Below are 18415 nucleotides of genomic sequence, written 5' to 3'. Positions count from 1 at the left end.
CTATGTTATTAATATGTAATTATATGCTGACAATAACCTCGTGTTATTATGCGGCATAATTTTTGAATCAATTATTTTAAAGTGGGGAACGATGAGTAACAGCTACTTAGCATTTCCGGAAATTGATCCCGTTATGTTTTCGATTGGACCAGTTTCTCTACATTGGTATGGTTTTATGTACCTTGTGGGGTTCGTTTTTGCGTTATGGCTAGCAGGGCGTAGAGCGGCTAAGCCAAATAGCGGCTGGACAAAAAATGAAGTCGAAAACCTCCTGTATATTGGCTTTGTCGGTGTATTTGTTGGTGGGCGATTAGGCTATGTTTTCTTCTATAATTTACCTGTTTTCTTAGCTGACCCATTGTACCTATTCAAAGTGTGGGATGGGGGAATGTCCTTCCATGGTGGCTTGATCGGCGTTATCTGTGCCATGATGTTGTTTGCCTATCGCACTAAACGACGCTTTTTACAAGTGTCTGATTTCGTTGCACCTTTAATTCCCTTTGGTCTTGGTATGGGGCGTATCGGTAACTTTATTAATGGTGAATTATGGGGACGCGTCACATTAGATACACCATGGGCGTTTTTATTCCCTCATTCAAGAAGTGAAGATATTCAGCTTGCGGCACAAGATCCATCCCTGTTGCCTATTCTTGAGCAATATGGCGTGTTACCAAGACACCCATCTCAGCTGTATGAAATGTTTTTAGAAGGCATCGTTTTATTCCTGATTTTGAATTTATTTGTTCGTAAGCCTCGCCCAATGGGAAGCGTATCGGGCTTATTCCTTATTGGCTATGGTGCATTCCGTATCATTGTGGAATTCTTCAGACAACCGGATGCGCAGTTAGGGCTATTTAGCGGCATCAGTATGGGGCAAATACTCTCAATTCCGATGATTCTTATCGGTGTATTGATGATTATTTGGGCTTATAAATATGGTAAAAATATTCCTGCCCATAAGCCCGCTAAGAACGCAGACAGTAAGTAAATCAAGTCAATATAGGTTTGTGTTATTACTGATGTTTTATAGCACAAACCGCCTGTATTTTTGAGTAAGAGAGCCACTATGAAGCAGTATCTTGAATTATGCCAACGTATTCTCGATGAAGGTCAATGGGTTGAAAACAAGCGCACAAATGTTCGCTGTTTAACCGTTATTAATGCTGATCTCGAATATGATGTAGGTAACAATCAATTTCCTCTAATTACGACCCGCAAAAGCTTTTATAAAGCCGCTATTGCTGAACTATTAGGGTACTTACGTGGCTATGATAACGCGGCACAATTTCGTGAAATTGGTTGTAATACATGGAATGCCAATGCGAATGAAAACCAAGCATGGTTAGATAATCCGCACCGCAAAGGCGAAGATGACATGGGGCGCGTTTATGGTGTCCAAGGTCGTTCATGGCAACGTCCCGATGGTTCTCATCTTGACCAATTAAAGAAAGTCGTTAATAACCTGAAAAATGGCATTGATGACCGTGCGGAAATTATTACTTTCTATAACCCTGGCGAATTCGAAATGGGCTGCTTACGTCCATGTATGCATACCCATACCTTTTCACTGCTTGGCGATACATTGCATTTAACTTCATACCAACGTAGCTGCGATGTTCCCCTTGGACTCAATTTTAATCAGGTGCAATGTTTTGTCTTGTTGGCGCTAATGGCGCGTATTACGGGTCATAAAGCAGGTAAGGCTTACCATAAAATTGTGAATGCTCATATTTATGAAAATCAGCTACCTTTAATGCGTGATGTCCAATTAACGCGTGAGCCATACCCATCTCCAAATTTAACGATTAATCCTGAAATTAAAACCTTAGAAGATATTGAAACGTGGGTAACAACGGATGACTTCACTTTGGAAGGTTATCAGTGTCACGAAGCCATTAAATATCCATTTACGGTTTAATTAGTATTGATTAGTTGATCTGAAGGCATAGGCATTTCACATTGCTTATGCCTTTATTGCCTGCCTATGTAATTACTCTTGAATTCTCTACCTCTCATCTTTTTGCTTTGCCATTTGTTCAACTACTTTCCAGCATCATTCTTTTTTTCGTGAGCTATTTTTTTGCCCCTTTATTTATTATTCAAAGTGGTATCCAGAAAGTACGAGAGAAAATGTAACCATTACATTTTTCTGGAAAGCGCTACGAAAAATAGGCGATGAAGATTGTTGTCCTATGATATTTCCGGTCATGCTTATCTCTGGGGCTAGATAGGTTGCTATCAGAAGGGAAAGATAAACCAGATGAATTTGATAAATAAAACGACGAAGTGGTTGAAGAAAAAAAAGGATGAACAGGGATTCACGTTAATTGAAATGTTAGTTGTACTGTTTCTTTGTTCAATCGTGGGGTTACCTGCATTTTATCAATGGCAACAACAAGTGAAGCGGTTACAGCTTATTGATGCTGCGAGGCAAACCGCAGAATTTATCTACAGTAACTTAATGGAAGGGATTTATCTCAATCAACATCGAATTATGTCGGTTAGTTCCACATTAACGAGCTGGAATTTAAAGGTCGCTAATGTGGATACACTACAGAAAATAAGCCAATTTAGTGGTGATAAATTCGATGGTATTGAACTTAAGCATGCGTCTAGACAATCGATTCATTTATACGGTAAGCAAGGAACCAGCAGCCCTTTTCAAATAGCGCTCAGTAATCAAAGTGACCAAATATCAGTGATAGTTTCATCTGCTGGACGAGTACGTAGTTGTAGCAAACAAGCATTAGCAGGCGTACCTAAATGTTAATACGCGCTAGAGAGAATAAAAGGGAAAAAGGGTTCTCACTATTGGAGTCTTTGGTCGCAATGCTGGTCGGCTGTTTAGTGTGTATAGCTGCAATGAATACGATCCCCGTGCTATTTAAGCAACTATTTCAGGCGTTTTTCCAATACCAATTAGATAGGGAGGTGAGACAGGTACTGATTAATATAGAAAAGGATTTTCGCCGAATTGGTCATTGTAGCCAGTCTCTCTCTAAGCCTCGCTGCGAAGGTAAGGCAATCACTATCAGCGCCAAGTTTTTAAGTCACCAAATGAACTCCTGCATTATTTTTGCCTATGACCAAGACTTATCAGGGAGTTGGGTTGTCGGGCAAGAAAAGACATTACATTCAGATTTTTTTGGATTTAGGCTTAACAATAATAAGCTTGAATCTAATCGTAACGTCACAAGCTGTGACGGAACTCGTTGGCAGTCCTTATTTGATCCTTCTATTGTTAAAGTTAATAAGCTTAATTTTAATTGGCAGCCAGCTGTGCACATGTTAGAGACGCATATCAATTTAGAAAGCCTTTTATTGCCAAGTAAAACATTTAATTACCGCTCTACCGTGATGTTAAGGAATATGCCATGAAGTGGAAGATAGCGGAGCAAGGTAATATTGCTTTAGTGATGGTGATGGTTTTAATGAGTATAGGGCTCATACTATTAAAAGCGTTACATTACTACCAAACACGGGCTAGCTATGAACTGAGCCGAGAAGAAAAATATTATCAATCGTTTAATTTAGCAGAATCTGCTTTGGCGTGGGGGCTCACTCAACATTGGGTGCTGAAGACAGATAAATCAGGTTCTTGGGTATGTCAAAAAGAACAGAATCAAGGGTGGGTGAGTTGTCTTAAATATTATAAAAACAATCAATTCATTTTATCGGGAACCGGTGAGTTACTGCCTAACAAGTCGTTAACGGTATATCGTTGGGTAATACCGATATGGAATGAAGGGCGTCTACAAGCACGAGAAAATGGGTGGATAGATTATTGCCCTGTCGCCATTAAAGGATTTTGTCAATGAAGAATTCACAGCAAGGATTTGCGCTGGTAGAGTCGATGATAGCGGTGGTTGTTTTTGCTATCTTACTCATAGCTCTGTTAAACTACAGTCAATATATCGCTTTGAATTTTAATCAAATATCTCAAAGTGCAAAGGCAGTCAGGTCTCTACATGGAACATTAGAAAAAACAGTATCTTCCCATAACGCTATTCCATTAAAAGTAGAGCCATGGGCTCATGATTTACAGAATCGAGAACAGCAGATAGAAATTGTATATTCTGCCAATGTTGGGAGCTGTGCTGAATCTAAGGTGTCCTTGTCAGCGGGCAATAAACGGCATTCGATAAGTCGCTGGCAATGCGCAAAAGGAGAGAGTCATGTTTCAGGTTTATCATTCTAACCAATTAGATCTTCTTAAAGAGCTAATTGCACACTTAATGGAGAATGATCCACTCACACATCCTTTTGAGCAAGAAATTGTGTTAGTTCAAAGCCCTGGAATGTCTCAGTGGTTACAAATAGAACTTGCTAAGCGTTTTGGGATAGCCGCTAACATAAACTACCCATTACCAGCGACGTTTATTTGGGATATGTTCCGTCGAGTTCTTCCAGATATTCCTAAGGAAAGTGCTTATACCAAGCAAGCGATGACGTGGAAATTAATGACTATTTTGCCAACAGTTATTAATGAAGCTGAATTTGAGCCTTTACGTCATTATCTTAATGACGACTCAGATAAGCGTAAATTACATCAATTATCAGGACGAATTGCTGACTTATTTGACCAGTATTTGGTCTATCGACCAGAGTGGATTTCTCACTGGCAGTGTAATGAACTAATTGAAGGATTAAGCTCAAATCAATTATGGCAAAAAAGATTATGGCTCTGCTTGGTCGAGTATACAGCGCAACTTGGTCAGTCGCCTTGGCACCGTGCAAATCTATACCAGAGCTTTATTGATAAGCTGCGGGAATCACCAGAGTTGGCTAAAAATTTACCCACTCGCTTATTTATCTGTGGTATTTCTTCTTTACCACCAGTGTACCTACAAGCGCTTAATGCTATTGCGGAACATACGGATATTCACTTAATGTTTACCAACCCATGTCGCTATTATTGGGGTGATATTCAAAGCAGTGCCTTTTTGGCGAGATTGCAACAACGAAAATTGCGCCATTATTTAGATAAATATGAAATATCTCGTTTTAAAATTGAGGAGCATGCCGCTAATTTATTTAATGCTGATGGCGAGCAAAATATTGCGAATCCATTACTGGCATCATGGGGTAAGCTTGGGCGTGACAACCTGTATTTTATTTCTCAAATTGACGCCACAAATGAAGTTTCTGCTTTTGTAGAGAATGGGAGAAATAATCTCCTTGAAAATTTACAGCAAGATATTCTAGATCTTGAAAATCACGCGCAATTAGGCGCGACATTAGAAGAGTACGAAAGTAGTCAGCATAAGCGACCGCTTAATCAATTAGACCAATCAGTGACATTCCATTCATGCCACAGTGCTCAGCGAGAAGTTGAAGTTTTACAGGATCGTTTACTGGCATTGTTTGAAGAAGATGCAACATTGACACCACGAGATGTGATCGTGATGGTTGCAGACATTGATAGTTATGCCCCTTATATTCAAGCCGTCTTTGGTAATACAAACTCATCACACTATATTCCATTCTCAATATCAGATAGAAAAGCGTTGCAAGCTCACCCGATCTTGCAAGCTTTTATCATGTTATTAGATCTCCCTCAAAGCCGATTTTCTACAGAACAAGTTTTAACATTATTAGAAGTGTCGGCATTTTCAGCACGTTTCAACATAGATGAAAGTGAACTGAGTTTATTAAGACGTTGGGTTAATGAATCTGGTATTCGTTGGGGACTTGATGATGACAATGTTCGCTCACTGTCTTTGCCTGTTATTGGGCAAAATACATGGCAGTTTGGTTTAAGCCGTATGTTACTTGGCTATGCAATGGATAGCCGTAATGGTCCCTGGAATGGGGTATTACCGTATGATGAATGCAGTGGGTTAGCTGCTCAGTTAGCGGGGAAACTTGCATTACTCGTTGATACTCTTAGAGAATGGAGAACATTGCTGGAGCAAGAACGTACTCTTGAGGAGTGGAAAACTGTCTGTCAGCAATTGATTGATACTTGCTTCAAAGTGGATAGTGAAACTGAAGTGGTGTTGGCATTATTGACTGAGCAATGGCATAAAATTATTGAAAATGCCCTGACCTCCAATTATCAAGAAACAATTCCATTACGATTAATTCGTGATGAGTTATCTGTTTGTTTTGATGATGAAAAAATTAGTCAGCGTTTTCTTGCCGGAGCAATAAATTTTTGTACATTGATGCCAATGCGTTCAGTGCCGTTCAAAGTCGTTTGTTTGCTTGGTATGAATGATGGGGCATATCCGCGTAATGTACCGCCATTAGGTTTTGATTTAATGGCAGAAAAAATACAACGTGGCGACAGAAAACGCCGCGATGATGACCGATATTTATTTTTAGAAGCGCTGAATTCAGCAGCTAAACAGCTCTACATTAGTTATATCGGGCGCTCGATCCGAGATAATCAAGAATGTAATCCATCGGTGTTGGTGACTGAACTATTGGAGTACATCTGTCAGAGCTTCTGCCTACAAGGTGACCAATCACTTAATATCGATGATAGTGCCCAGCGCTTAAAGCAGCACTTAGTCACTGAGCATAATCGAGTACCATTTGCGAAAGAAAATTTTGTACCAAACTCTCTTTATCAAAGTTTTGCTCAGGAGTGGTTACCTGCAGCAAAAAGTGAGGATAAAGCAACGGAAGTGTTCACTTCAGTATTAAAGCAAAGGGAACCTATTACAGAATTATCGTTAGAACAAATTTTACGTTTTTATCGACACCCAATTCGTGGCTTTTTCCAACAACGTCTGAAGGTCCATTTTTCGGTTGAAGAGACCGAGCTTCCAGAAGAGGAACCGTTTGTATTAGGTGGATTACAACGTTATAAAATCAATGATCAAGTTTTAGATTTGTTGGTAAAAGATGAAGACCCAAATCCGCTTTATCATGCTTTAAAGGCCTCAGGACAACTACCCGCTAAACAATTTGGTCAGATATTTTGGGAAAAGCAACTAAATGACATTGCTCCATTAGCTGAAAAAGTTAAAGAGTATGGCGATCAGCGTATTGATTACCCGATTGAATGTGAAATACAAGGAATCAAAATCACGGGTTTATTGAGAAACATTCATGAATCAGGAATATTGCGCTATCGACCTGCCTATCTAACGGCTAATGATGGGGTGCAATTATGGATAGAGCATTTATTTTTCAATGCATTCATTCGTGAAGGTGAGAGCATTGCATTAGGACGAGAAAACAGTGTTTGGCATTTTTCTGCCATACCAACCGAAAATGCCAAAGAGCACTTAAATACCTTTATCAAAGGTTATTGTGAAGGAATGAATACGCCTCTGATCCTCTTAAACCAAAGTGGTTGGAATTGGCTCTCAGCGTGTTTAGATAAAAAAACAAAGGAATATGATTTTATTTCGGAAGATGTGCAGCAAAAGGCGTTATCGGCGCTACTACAAAGCCTTCAGGGAAGCCAAATGAAAGTGGGTGAAATGGAAGATGATTATGTATTGCGGGCTTGTAGAAGCATAAATAGTTCATTGATTGAATCGCTGCTGAGTAATACTCGGCGCTTCTTACTGCCGATGGCAGAGCACTTAAAATAAAGGAGAGCATCCAAGAATGTTACGATTATCGAAACATATCGCTCATCTGTTCTTGTTATCACTACTGTTTGTCGGTAGTGCCATTGCTGCGCAACCACTTTGGCAAGTATTGCCAGAGACTATCAATAAAAGCGTGAGTGATCCCCGAGAATATAAAGCTATTAAATTGAATAACGACATGACGGTTTTACTGGTTTCGGATCCTAAAGCCACAAAATCGTTAGCTGCGGTCTCATTACCTGTTGGAAGTATTGAGAATCCAGATAGTCAGTTAGGACTTGCTCACTATTTAGAACATATGGTGTTAATGGGCTCTAAAAAATACCCAGAGCCAAGCAGCTTCTCTGAATTTTTACAAAAGCATGGCGGGAGTCATAACGCGAGTACAGCTCCTCACCGTACAGCCTACTATTTTGAAGTCGAAAATGGTGCATTAGAAGCGGCGACTGATAGGCTCGCGGATGCCCTTGCAGAACCATTACTAGACCCTATCAATGCGGATAAAGAACGTAATGCAGTTAATGCAGAACTGACAATGGCTCGTGCCCGTGATGGAATGCGCATTTGGCAGATTCGTTCAGAAACCTTAAATCCCGCGCACCCAAATTCTCGCTTTGCTGGGGGGAATCTAGAAACGCTAAAGGATAAAAAAAATAGTAAGCTTCAAGATGAGTTAGTGAGTTTCTACAAGCGTTATTATTCTGCGAACCTGATGAACGGGGTGCTATATGGCGATCAATCTATTGAGCAATTGGCGAAAATCGCCAATGAAACATTTGGTCGTATCCCTAATTTTAATGCCTCAGTACCTGAAGTCACGATCCCAGCAGTTACGGATAAAGAAAAAGGTATTGTGATTCATTACGTTCCGTCTCAGCCGCAAAAAGCACTGCAAATTGAATTTAGTATCAAAAATAATATGGCTGACTTTCGTAGCAAAAGTGATGAATATATTAGCTACTTAATCGGGAACCGTAGCCCTGGTACGTTATCAGACTGGCTGATCTCCCAAGGATTAGCGGAAGGTATTAGTGCATCAGCATCACCAAATTCTGATCGTAACTATGGCTCCTTTTCTATTTATGTCACGTTAACTGACAAAGGATTAGCCGAGCGTGATCAAATCATTGCCGCCATTTTTGCTTATATTGATTTGATTAAAAACCAAGGTGTTAACCAAGGTTATTTTGATGAAATAGCCAAAGTGCTTAATTTATCATTCCGTTATGGTTCAATTGTAAGAGACATGAACTATATCGAATGGCTATCTGACCAAATGATCACAATGCCAGTTAATCATGTATTGGACTCTGATTACGTGGCGGATAAATATAACCCTGCTGCAATAAAACAGCGACTTTCTGAGTTAACTGCGCAAAATGCCCGTATTTGGTTTATTAGTCCGAATGAGCCAAGTAATAAAAAAGCTTATTTTGTCGATGCACCCTATCAGGTTGATAAAATTAGCAAAAAGCAATTTACGCAGTGGGCTGATTTAGAGTCAAAAATGACGTTTAAATTGCCTAAACTTAACCCATATATTCCAGACAACTTGTCACTGATTAAAACAGACAAAGCTTACAAGCATCCTGAAATGGTTTATCAGGAAGGAAATACCCGTGTTCTGTATATGCCGAGCCAATATTTTGCTGATGAACCTAAGGCGAGTATTACGTTAGATCTCCGGTACAACGAGCAAGATAAAACGGCTAAATCTCAAGTGGCTGGCTCACTTCTGCAATATATTTCATCGTTAAAAATGGATGAATTACAGTATCAGGCTTCTGTAGCTGGAATGTCTGTTTCAGTTTCTCAAGGGGTTGGTTTACAGCTCAATGCTAGTGGTTATACCCAGCATTTATCTGAGCTGTTTTTGTCCATGACCAAGCAATATTTAAGTTTTGAGCCAACAGAAAGAGAGTTAGCCCAAGCAAAATCTTGGTACAAAGAACAAATCGAAGTAGCAAACAATGCGAAAGCGTATGAACTCGCTATGCAACCACTGCAGCGTCTCAATAGTGTTCCTTATTTTGAACAAGAACAACGGTTAGCCGCTTTAGAGACTATCACGCTTAAGGATATTACGGACTACCGTGATTCCGTCGTTGAGGGGGCTGCCTTACAGGCGTTAGTGGTAGGAAATCTAACTCAGCAACAAAGTATTCAAACTATTTTGGACGCGAGTAAGTTATTGAAGAGCAAAGGTAAAAATTGGTGGCGTGGTGATATCGTTGTTGTAGATAAAACGTATTTGGCAAATTTCCATAAACAAGGTAATAGCAGTGATAATGCGTTAGCTGAGCTATTTATTCCTACTGGCTATGATCGTATCGATGGCGCTGTTTTATCGGGTATTTTATCGAAAATTGTTCAACCCTGGTTCTACGATCAACTGCGAACCAATGAGCAATTAGGTTATGCGGTATTTGCCTTTAAGGTTGGGCTGGGCGATCAATGGGGAATTGGTTTCTTACTACAAAGTAATGCCAAAACTCCAAATTATCTCAATACTCGCTATCAGGATTTCTATACGGCGGCTTTGGATAAGCTGAAAAAATTGCCTGCTAGTGAGTTTGAGCAATATAAGCAATCCATCATTACAGAAATGAAGCAGCCACCGCAAACATTCTATGAAGAAGTAGGACGTTATGGTTCTGATTTTTCTCGTAATATTTTCAGTTTTGATACTCGAGATAAACTGTTAACGAGATTAGCGGCAGCAACTCAAGCTGAAGTGATTAACTACTACGAAAACGCAGTATTAAAACGCCAAGGCTTGGCTATGGCATCTCAAGTTATTGGTCAGAATGTCGATACGAAATCGGGATATGCACAATTTAAAAACTGGGCGCTATATCTGAATGCATCTGACCTTCAGAAGAAGTTACCGATTAAGGAAAATGCTGAGTGAATAAAATGCAGATGAATTCCCAATTGTTAGATGCCTATAAATTGCCTTTAAATGGACAGAGGTTAATCGAGGCATCTGCGGGTACAGGTAAAACTTATACGATTGGGATTCTTTATCTGCGTTTATTACTGGGGTTAGGGAATGAGAATGCATTCCCTCGCCCTTTAAGTGTTGAAGAAATTTTGGTCGTTACCTTTACCGAAGCTGCGACAAATGAATTACGTGGACGTATTCGCGAACGTATTCATAAAATGCGTCTAGCATGTTTACGTAATGGCTTAGGCTTTGAATCAGAACCCGAATACCTTAGGTTACTGGCAGAATTACCAAGTAAAGAGCAGAGGGACTTTGCCGCTAATTGGTTGCTAGCCGCTGAGCGCCAAATGGATGAAGCGGCAATTTATACGATTCATGGTTTTTGCCAACGAATGCTGGCTCACAATGCGTTTGAGTCTGGCATTTTATTTGAGCAAACGATGATCCAAGATGAATTTCCGATTCAGAAACAAGCATGTGCGGATTTTTGGCGGCGTCATTTTTATCCTTTGGATTATTCGATGACGAAAGTCGTTCATTCTCAGTGGAGTGGACCTGAAGCGCTATTGAATGAAATTAAACCATTCTTACAAGGTGATATTCCCACCATTATTAATCAACCTAAAGAGCTCGAAACGCTAGAAGAGCGCCATCATAGGCTAATTAATCTAATTCAAAACGTAAAAGATGAATGGTGCCAAAACGTTGCTGATTTTGAAAAGTTGATTGCGGATTCTGATGTAGATAAACGCAGCTATAGCGGGCGTTATTTACCAACATGGTTGGAGAAAATATCCCATTGGGCGGCGCAAGAAACAGATGATTACCAGCTTCCTCAGGATATTTTAGAGCGTTTTGCTCAGTCCAGATTAGATGAAAAATCTAAAAGCGGTTCGGGACCTTCTCATGCAGTATTTCGGCTTATCGATGAATTACTTGCTCAAAATCTCACTATTAAAGACTTAATTATTCCTCAAGCGATTAGCGAAGTACGCCAAACTATTGCTCATGAAAAGCAAACGCGAGGAGAGCTAGGATTTGACGATTTACTAACCCGTTTAGATAGTGCTTTACATAAAGATGGGGGCGAGCTGCTTGCCGAAGCAATAGCTAAGCGTTTTCCTGTCGCTATGATCGATGAATTTCAAGACACCGACCCGCAGCAATATCGTATTTTTCAGCGAATCTATCAAGAAGCAGACGAGACAGCCTTGCTGTTTATCGGTGATCCGAAACAGGCGATTTATGCTTTCCGTGGGGCAGATATTTTTACGTATATTGCTGCAAAGACGCAAGTTAGTGCTCACTATACGTTAGAAACAAACTATCGCTCATCACAGCATATGGTTGAGGCGGTCAATCAGGTTTTTCATCATGCAGAAAACCCCTTTATTTTTGAACAAATTCCATTTCAAAGTGTTAATTTTGCACAAAGCAATAGCGACAAAAAACTGATCCATGATGGAAAGGAAGTTAAAGCCCTCACGTTTTGGTTGCAGCAAGCGGAAGCTGTCTCAGTTTCAGAATATGAACAAGCAGTTGCACAGCAGTGTGCAGCTCAAATTGGGGAATATCTTGCTGGTGGTCAGCAAGGCTTCACTTACTTTGAAAATAAACAGCAAAAAACACCAGTTGAAGCTTCTGACATCACAGTGTTAGTGCGTAGTCGCCGAGAAGCAATATTAATCCGTGATGCGCTGAATCAACTTAATATTCCGTCTGTGTTCCAATCGAATAGGGAAAGTGTATTTGCAACCCAAGAAGCTAAAGAGATTCTTTGGTTATTATTGGCGGTATTAACACCGGAAAAAGAACGGGTACTACGCAGCGCGTTAGCCACGGGCTTATTAGGTTTAACTGCTGAAGATATTGATAACCTGAATTACGATGAAAAAGCGTGGGAAGCCTTGGTTGATGAGTTTGCACGATATGCAGTAATTTGGCGTAAACGTGGCGTTTTGCCTATGTTGAGGGGAATTATGTCCCAACGACATATCGCGGAAACTTTGCTGTCGGGTACTGAAGGTGAACGTCGTTTGATGGATCTCATGCATATTGGTGAATTATTGCAAGAGATGTCTCTCCAACTTGAAGGTGAGCACACACTAACTCGTTGGTTGGCACAACAGATTGCGCATCCTGATCATCAATCAGATGCCCAACAAATGCGTTTGGAAAGTGATCGTCATTTAGTGCAAATTAGCACCATTCACAAATCTAAAGGTTTGGAATATAAAATTGTCTGGTTGCCGTTTGCGAGTAATTTTTTACCTCAGTCAAAAGGCTTGTTCCATGATCGTAATGATTACATGACTAAACTCGATCTTGATGATGCTGAAAAATACGTTGAATTAGCGGACGAAGAGCGCTTAGCGGAAGATTTACGTTTGTTGTATGTCGCGCTCACTCGTGCAATTTACCATTGTAGTGTAGGGGTAGCACCGCTTATCAAAGGTAACCGCAAAAAGTCAGGTAATACAGATTTGCATTTATCCGCACTGGGTTATTTACTGCAAAAAGGTCAAGAAGGCGATGCTTCATTACTCAGTAACATGCTAGACGTTATCAGCAACGATGTCATTGATATAAAACCGATTGTTGCGTCGCAAATGGCAAGGTTGAATTTAACGAAAGAGACTGACTGTGAGCTACATGCGAGAGAAATGTCTCGTCATTTTGATGACCATTGGCGTGTTACCAGTTATTCGGGGTTGAGCTATAGCAGTTCTCATGGAGAAGAAGAACAAACATTATCTGCTTTGCAATTTGCAAATTCATTAGCACCAAAAATGGATATCGAAGCTAGCCAAGATGTTAACGCTGAAGAGATACAAGAAAACCAACTGACGCCACACCAATTTCCTAAAGGCTCAGCTCCTGGAACTTTCTTGCATAGTTTGATGGAGGAAATTGATTTTTCAGGTGAAATTTCACCTCAGTGGTTAGAAGAAAAACTACAAGCTGCGGGGTTTGATATTCAATGGGCTCCGATGTTGCAAGTTTGGCTAAATGCGATTCTCAACGTTCCTTTGGCTGATGATGGGCTTTGCTTATCAGCGCTTCCCGCCCAAGATAGATTGGATGAAATGCAATTTTATCTGCCAATAGATAGCCTACTTAATGCAAAAGATGTCGATCGCGTGACTCACCAACATGATCCATTATCCAAACATTGCCCACCGCTTAACTTTGAGCAGGTGCAAGGGATTTTAAAAGGCTTTATTGACTTAACTTTTTGTTGGAAAGGGAAATTTTACTTATTAGATTATAAGTCTAATTATTTAGGTGAAGATGCGTCGTATTATACGCAAGAGGCGATGGCAGACGCGATGATAGACCATCGTTATGATCTGCAATACCAACTCTATTCACTCGCTTTACACCGCTTTTTACAGCAGAGGATGCCAAATTATAATTATGAAACCCATTTTGGCGGTGTTTACTATCTCTTTCTACGTGGGACTGAGCGCGTAGATTCTCAAAATGGCATCTTTTTTTATCGCCCAACAATTGAATTTATCCATGAATTTGATGCGCTCTTTCGTGAGGCTCAATCTAAGGAGCTTCAATAATGAAAGTGCTATTTAATCAAGCTATTGAAGCGCGTTTATTCACGCCTCTTGATGTACAATTTGCCTATAATATTGCAAATGAGGAAAACCCAATACTTTTGCTGGTGGGAGCACTTCTTAGCGCGGAAACCATGTCAGGGCATGTCTGTTTATCATTAGATGATATTCATCCTAACTCGTTATTTATGGGAAGGCACCCTGAGTTTGCAGCGCAGTTGTGGCAAATGATAGGGGAGCCGGATCCTAGCACGATAAGAGCCGCATTGCTGTCGAGTGAATCAGTATGTGAAGTTGGAAATAATGGCGTAGCTCCCTTGATATTGTCCGGTGATTTTCTTTATTTTCAACGCATGTGGCAATATGAGCAGTGTGTCGCACACTTTTTTTCACAGACAGGGTCAACAGATTGTGATGTAGTTAAAACCCAGTCAATTTTGTCGCAGTTATTCCCAGTCTCTGAAGATATTGATTGGCAAAAAATTGCTGCTGCAGTTGCTGTCACAAGCCGAGTTTCAGTCATCTCCGGTGGACCCGGAACAGGTAAAACCACGACAGTAGCTAAAATTTTAGCGTTATTGATTAAGTTAGGTCACCTGCCACATCGTTTACGCATCGAATTAGCCGCGCCAACAGGTAAAGCCGCCGCACGTTTAACGGAATCTTTAGGGCATGCTCTGAAGCAGTTGCCGCTGAATGATGAAGAGCGAACGTTGTTACCCACCCAAGCCAAAACATTACATCGCTTGCTAGGCGCTCAGCCAGAAAGCCAACAATTTCGTTATCATCGTGATAACCCGTTGGCACTGGACATACTGATTGTGGATGAAGCATCGATGGTAGACTTACCGATGATGAGCAAACTCATTGAAGCGTTGCCTAACTCGGCTAAGTTGATATTTCTTGGGGATAAGGATCAGCTCGCATCAGTCGAGGCGGGGGCTGTTCTTGGGGATATTTGCCGTTTTGCCGATAAAGGTTATAGCTATGAGCGAGCTGCCCAGCTTGAATTACTGACTGGATGCCCATTAAGTGATTTTACCTCCAATGAGGGGCCTGTTATTCGCGATAGTTTATGTTTACTGAGAAAAAGCTACCGTTTTTCTGCTGAGTCAGGGATAGGGCAATTAGCCTATGCCGTCAACGCAGGAAATGTAAAACGGGTTGATGAAATTCTTACCCAGAATTTCGCAGACATTCATAATTATATTTCTAACAATAATCCAAATAGCCCCTCTGAACATGAAGCCCAATCTGAGCTCGAAAGTGGAGAAAGTTACGCTCAGATGTTATTAGATGCCGTTGGTTTCTATCAAAACTATCTGTTGGCGGTTAAAGTCGGTGAAAAACCTGCAGATATTCTTTATAAATTTAACCAATACCGTTTGCTTGCTGCATTAAGAGAAGGGGCTTACGGGGTTTCTGGTTTAAATGACAAGCTTGAAAAATTACTTCACCGCCAAGGCTTAATTACAAAACCGTATAATTTACAACATAAACACTATGTTGGAAGACCTATCATGATCAGCCGTAATGATAGTGCTTTGGGGCTCTTTAATGGAGATATTGGTATTATTCTATTTGATGAAGAGCGGCAACTAAGAGCCTACTTTCAGTTCCCTGACGGTACTATTCGTGGGATTCAACCGAATCGATTACCAGCCCATGAGACAGCTTATGTGATGACGGTACATAAATCACAAGGTTCAGAGTTTGCTCATACCGCCTTGGTTTTACCCTATGTATATTCGCCCGTGATTACTCGTGAACTTGTCTATACGGCAATGACTCGAGCCAAGAATGAACTTTCGCTGTATGGCAGTAAAAAAGTGTTGCGTCGCGCGATAGAAACGCCGACTAAACGCCGTAGCGGCTTAGCATTACAGTTTGAGCAATTAAACAGTCACCATGGGATTGCTAAGAACTAGCTACAGATAATGAATTACAGAGAATTAAATTAATCCCCTGACTTTAAGGTACTTCTATGGAAAACCAGCAGCAAATGACCGCCGTAACAGTAACACTAAATGCCAAAATTGACCCCGCTCGCCGTGCAGATTTAGAAGACGCATTTGATCAAGCAATGGAAAAGCTAGGCAAGGAAGGGCAAATTCAAGTCAGCGGTGGTGGTACTCAATTAGGTGAAAATGGCGAAGTTGCTGAATGTGATATTGAATTGGCATTAACCGATGCGAGTGATGAGAATATTAGCCTAATTATTCAGATGTTCTCGGCAATGTTAGCGCCTAAAGGTTCTCGTTTAACTATTCATGGTGAAGATGTACAAATCGATTTTGGTACAGATGAAGGTTTAGCTATTTACTTTAATGGCACAGAGCTACCCGATGAAGTATATGAAAACAATGATATTAATGATTTATTTGACCAACTGGATGAGGCAGTAGAGGATATTGGTGGCATCCACGGTGTTTGGGATGGACCAACTGAAACCGCATTTTACTTTTATGGTAGTTCTTTTGCTGAAATGGAAGCAATTTTACGCCCATTATTAGATGCAAATCCACTGTGTGAAAAGTGCCGCGTCGTTCAAACCGCTTAACTTAACATTCAGCTGTATTCAAGAAAAACCCAGAATGTTGCTTGAACATCTGGGTTTATGATTGCGCATTAAATCGTGTGGCGAATTAATTTTTTCGCCTGTTTCTGGGGACTCAAGCCGCTTGGCTTTTAATATCGAGCATTAATATTTTTGATTTACGCTGATAGTTATAGAGCGCCTGTTTTTTCATGGGGAGCATTTCAATCTCAGCGGGGATAAAACCACGTTCTTGGAACCAATGAATACTTCGGGTGGTTAAGACGAAAAGTTTATCCAATTCCAGTTGCTTCGCTTGTGCCATGACACGCTGTAATAGCTCTTCACCACGAGAGGAGCTGCGGTAATCTGGGTGTACGGCTACACACGCCATCTCACCAAGTTTTTCTTCAGGGTAAGGGTAAAGCGCTGCGCAAGCGATCACCAAGTTATCCCGCTCAATTATGGTAAATTTATCAATCTCCATTTCGAGTTGTTCACGTGAACGCCTAACTAAAATTCCTTGCTGCTCAAGTGGTCTAATTAACTCTAAAATTCCTCCAATATCATTAATATTGGCTCGGCGAGTTTTTTCAGAGCTTTCCATAACGATTTGCGTACCGATACCATCACGGGAGAATAACTCTTGGATTAACGCGCCATTTTCTTGATAGCTGAGTAAGTGACTACGGCGAACACCTCGGCGGCATGCTGAAGCAGCACCCCGTAAAAAGCGAACGGTTCCAGAGTAATAATCACCTTCTGACTCCAATTCTTGGATTCGTTCTTCAGCTTCATTCGGGAATAGCTCAGATAAGATATTACCTTCTTTATCAGCAACCCCTTGAGATGAGCAAAAACCAATGAGTTTTTCGGCTTTAATTTTAACGGCAAGCTGGGTGGCAATTTCTTCAGAGGTAAGATTAAAGCTTTCACCAGTCACTGAAACGGCGACAGGACCAATCAAAACGATCGAACCGTTATCTAATTGCGCATTGATTGCATCTTCGTTAATGCGACGGATACGACCACTATGGCAATAGTCAATGCCATCATCTACGCCAAGAGGTTGTGCAATGACGAAATTACCACTCACAACGTTAATATGTGCCCCTTGTAACGGTGTATTGCCTAAACTCATTGATAAGCGGGCTGTAATATCTAGCTGTAGAGCACCAGAAGCCTGTTTAACGTATTCAAGAGTATTCGCATCTGTCACACGGGTATGCTTGTGATAAATAGCATCGTAATTATGCTCTGCAAGAATCCCTTCTATCTGAGGACGAGCACCATAAACGACGACTATACGGATTCCTAAACTATGCAATAAACCTATATCATTGACAATGCTAGGAAAATTTTCATGCGCTATTGCTTCACCGCCAAGCATGATAATGAATGTCTTGCCTCGGTGGGCGTTTATATAAGGTACCGAATGGCGAAACTCATCAACCAACTCGGTGCTGCGCTCTTTCATAACTACCCTCTTAACTGAATTTTTATTCGCAATAACTGTATTTTTATTCTTTTTGACAAGAAATATCAAGTAAAAGTTGGGACAATAAAAGTAACAAATTTATTTTTAAGGTTTACATATCTCTAAATATAAATGGATATAATCACAACAATTCAATCTGCATATCAGATTATTGCCAATAAATGTTATTCGACATTTGAGCATCATTAACTATTTAAATTACGTAAATATGGCGTTTATATGGCATTGAATAGATGCGTGCTGGGATATAAATAGAATAGATTGGTAATGACAAAGGATGAAGAACTAGATAGAGTGCGAATTAATCGCTAATAT

12 protein-coding genes are annotated in these 18415 nt (G+C 40.5%); 11 read left to right on the top strand and 1 reads right to left on the bottom strand.

The genetic code is table 11. From position 1 onward, the window contains the following. Window positions 1-91 precede the first annotated feature (91 nt). The 11 genes from lgt to PR795_RS10110 all read left to right on the top strand — a co-directional run bounded on the left by lgt (window position 92) and on the right by PR795_RS10110 (window position 16626). On the top strand, window positions 92-988 hold the full coding sequence (gene lgt, locus PR795_RS10160; RefSeq protein WP_006662968.1) for a prolipoprotein diacylglyceryl transferase: 897 nt from the start codon (window positions 92-94) through the stop codon (window positions 986-988). Between the two features lie 78 nt (window positions 989-1066). Beyond that, window positions 1067-1918, top strand: coding sequence for a thymidylate synthase (locus PR795_RS10155; protein ID WP_006659222.1), 852 nt, complete (start codon window positions 1067-1069; stop codon window positions 1916-1918). 342 nt (window positions 1919-2260) lie between these two features. Continuing rightward, a complete protein-coding gene (locus tag PR795_RS10150; protein WP_006662969.1) occupies window positions 2261-2770 on the top strand; it encodes a prepilin-type N-terminal cleavage/methylation domain-containing protein in 510 nt (169 codons plus the stop codon). Further along, window positions 2764-3378, top strand: coding sequence for a prepilin peptidase-dependent protein (locus PR795_RS10145; RefSeq protein WP_006659224.1), 615 nt, complete (start codon window positions 2764-2766; stop codon window positions 3376-3378). Before PR795_RS10150 ends, PR795_RS10145 begins: the two co-directional genes overlap by 7 nt. Further along, the gene (locus PR795_RS10140) at window positions 3375-3818 is read left to right on the top strand and encodes a DUF2509 family protein (protein ID WP_036975995.1); all 444 of its coding nucleotides are present in this window, start codon (window positions 3375-3377) and stop codon (window positions 3816-3818) included. Before PR795_RS10145 ends, PR795_RS10140 begins: the two co-directional genes overlap by 4 nt. Then, window positions 3815-4198: a prepilin-type N-terminal cleavage/methylation domain-containing protein gene (locus PR795_RS10135; RefSeq protein WP_036962874.1), complete on the top strand. Its 384-nt coding sequence runs from the start codon at window positions 3815-3817 to the stop codon at window positions 4196-4198. Before PR795_RS10140 ends, PR795_RS10135 begins: the two co-directional genes overlap by 4 nt. Beyond that, window positions 4176-7550: an exodeoxyribonuclease V subunit gamma gene (gene recC / locus PR795_RS10130; protein WP_154633215.1), complete on the top strand. Its 3375-nt coding sequence runs from the start codon at window positions 4176-4178 to the stop codon at window positions 7548-7550. Before PR795_RS10135 ends, recC begins: the two co-directional genes overlap by 23 nt. 16 nt (window positions 7551-7566) lie before the next feature. Then, the gene (gene ptrA, locus PR795_RS10125; RefSeq protein WP_006659228.1) at window positions 7567-10461 is read left to right on the top strand and encodes a pitrilysin; all 2895 of its coding nucleotides are present in this window, start codon (window positions 7567-7569) and stop codon (window positions 10459-10461) included. Next, window positions 10458-14069, top strand: coding sequence for an exodeoxyribonuclease V subunit beta (recB, locus tag PR795_RS10120; RefSeq protein WP_272516826.1), 3612 nt, complete (start codon window positions 10458-10460; stop codon window positions 14067-14069). Before ptrA ends, recB begins: the two co-directional genes overlap by 4 nt. Next, window positions 14069-15994: an exodeoxyribonuclease V subunit alpha gene (gene recD, locus PR795_RS10115; protein WP_036983422.1), complete on the top strand. Its 1926-nt coding sequence runs from the start codon at window positions 14069-14071 to the stop codon at window positions 15992-15994. Before recB ends, recD begins: the two co-directional genes overlap by 1 nt. A 56-nt stretch (window positions 15995-16050) precedes the next feature. After that, on the top strand, window positions 16051-16626 hold the full coding sequence (locus PR795_RS10110; RefSeq protein WP_006659231.1) for a hypothetical protein: 576 nt from the start codon (window positions 16051-16053) through the stop codon (window positions 16624-16626). Window positions 16627-16738: 112 nt separating this feature from the next. Here the strand turns inward: PR795_RS10110 and argA are convergent, their stop codons facing one another. Beyond that, window positions 16739-18079 carry an amino-acid N-acetyltransferase gene (gene argA, locus PR795_RS10105; protein WP_006662976.1) on the bottom strand — a complete coding sequence of 447 codons (1341 nt, stop codon included), beginning with the start codon at window positions 18077-18079 and terminating at the stop codon, window positions 16739-16741. Window positions 18080-18415: the final 336 nt, after the last annotated feature.

This window comes from Providencia sp. PROV209 (genome assembly GCF_028479485.1).
Taxonomy (GTDB): Bacteria; Pseudomonadota; Gammaproteobacteria; order Enterobacterales; family Enterobacteriaceae; genus Providencia; species Providencia alcalifaciens.
The sequence above is the reverse complement of the archived record's forward strand: the minus strand, read 5'-3'. Positions and strand labels throughout refer to the sequence as shown.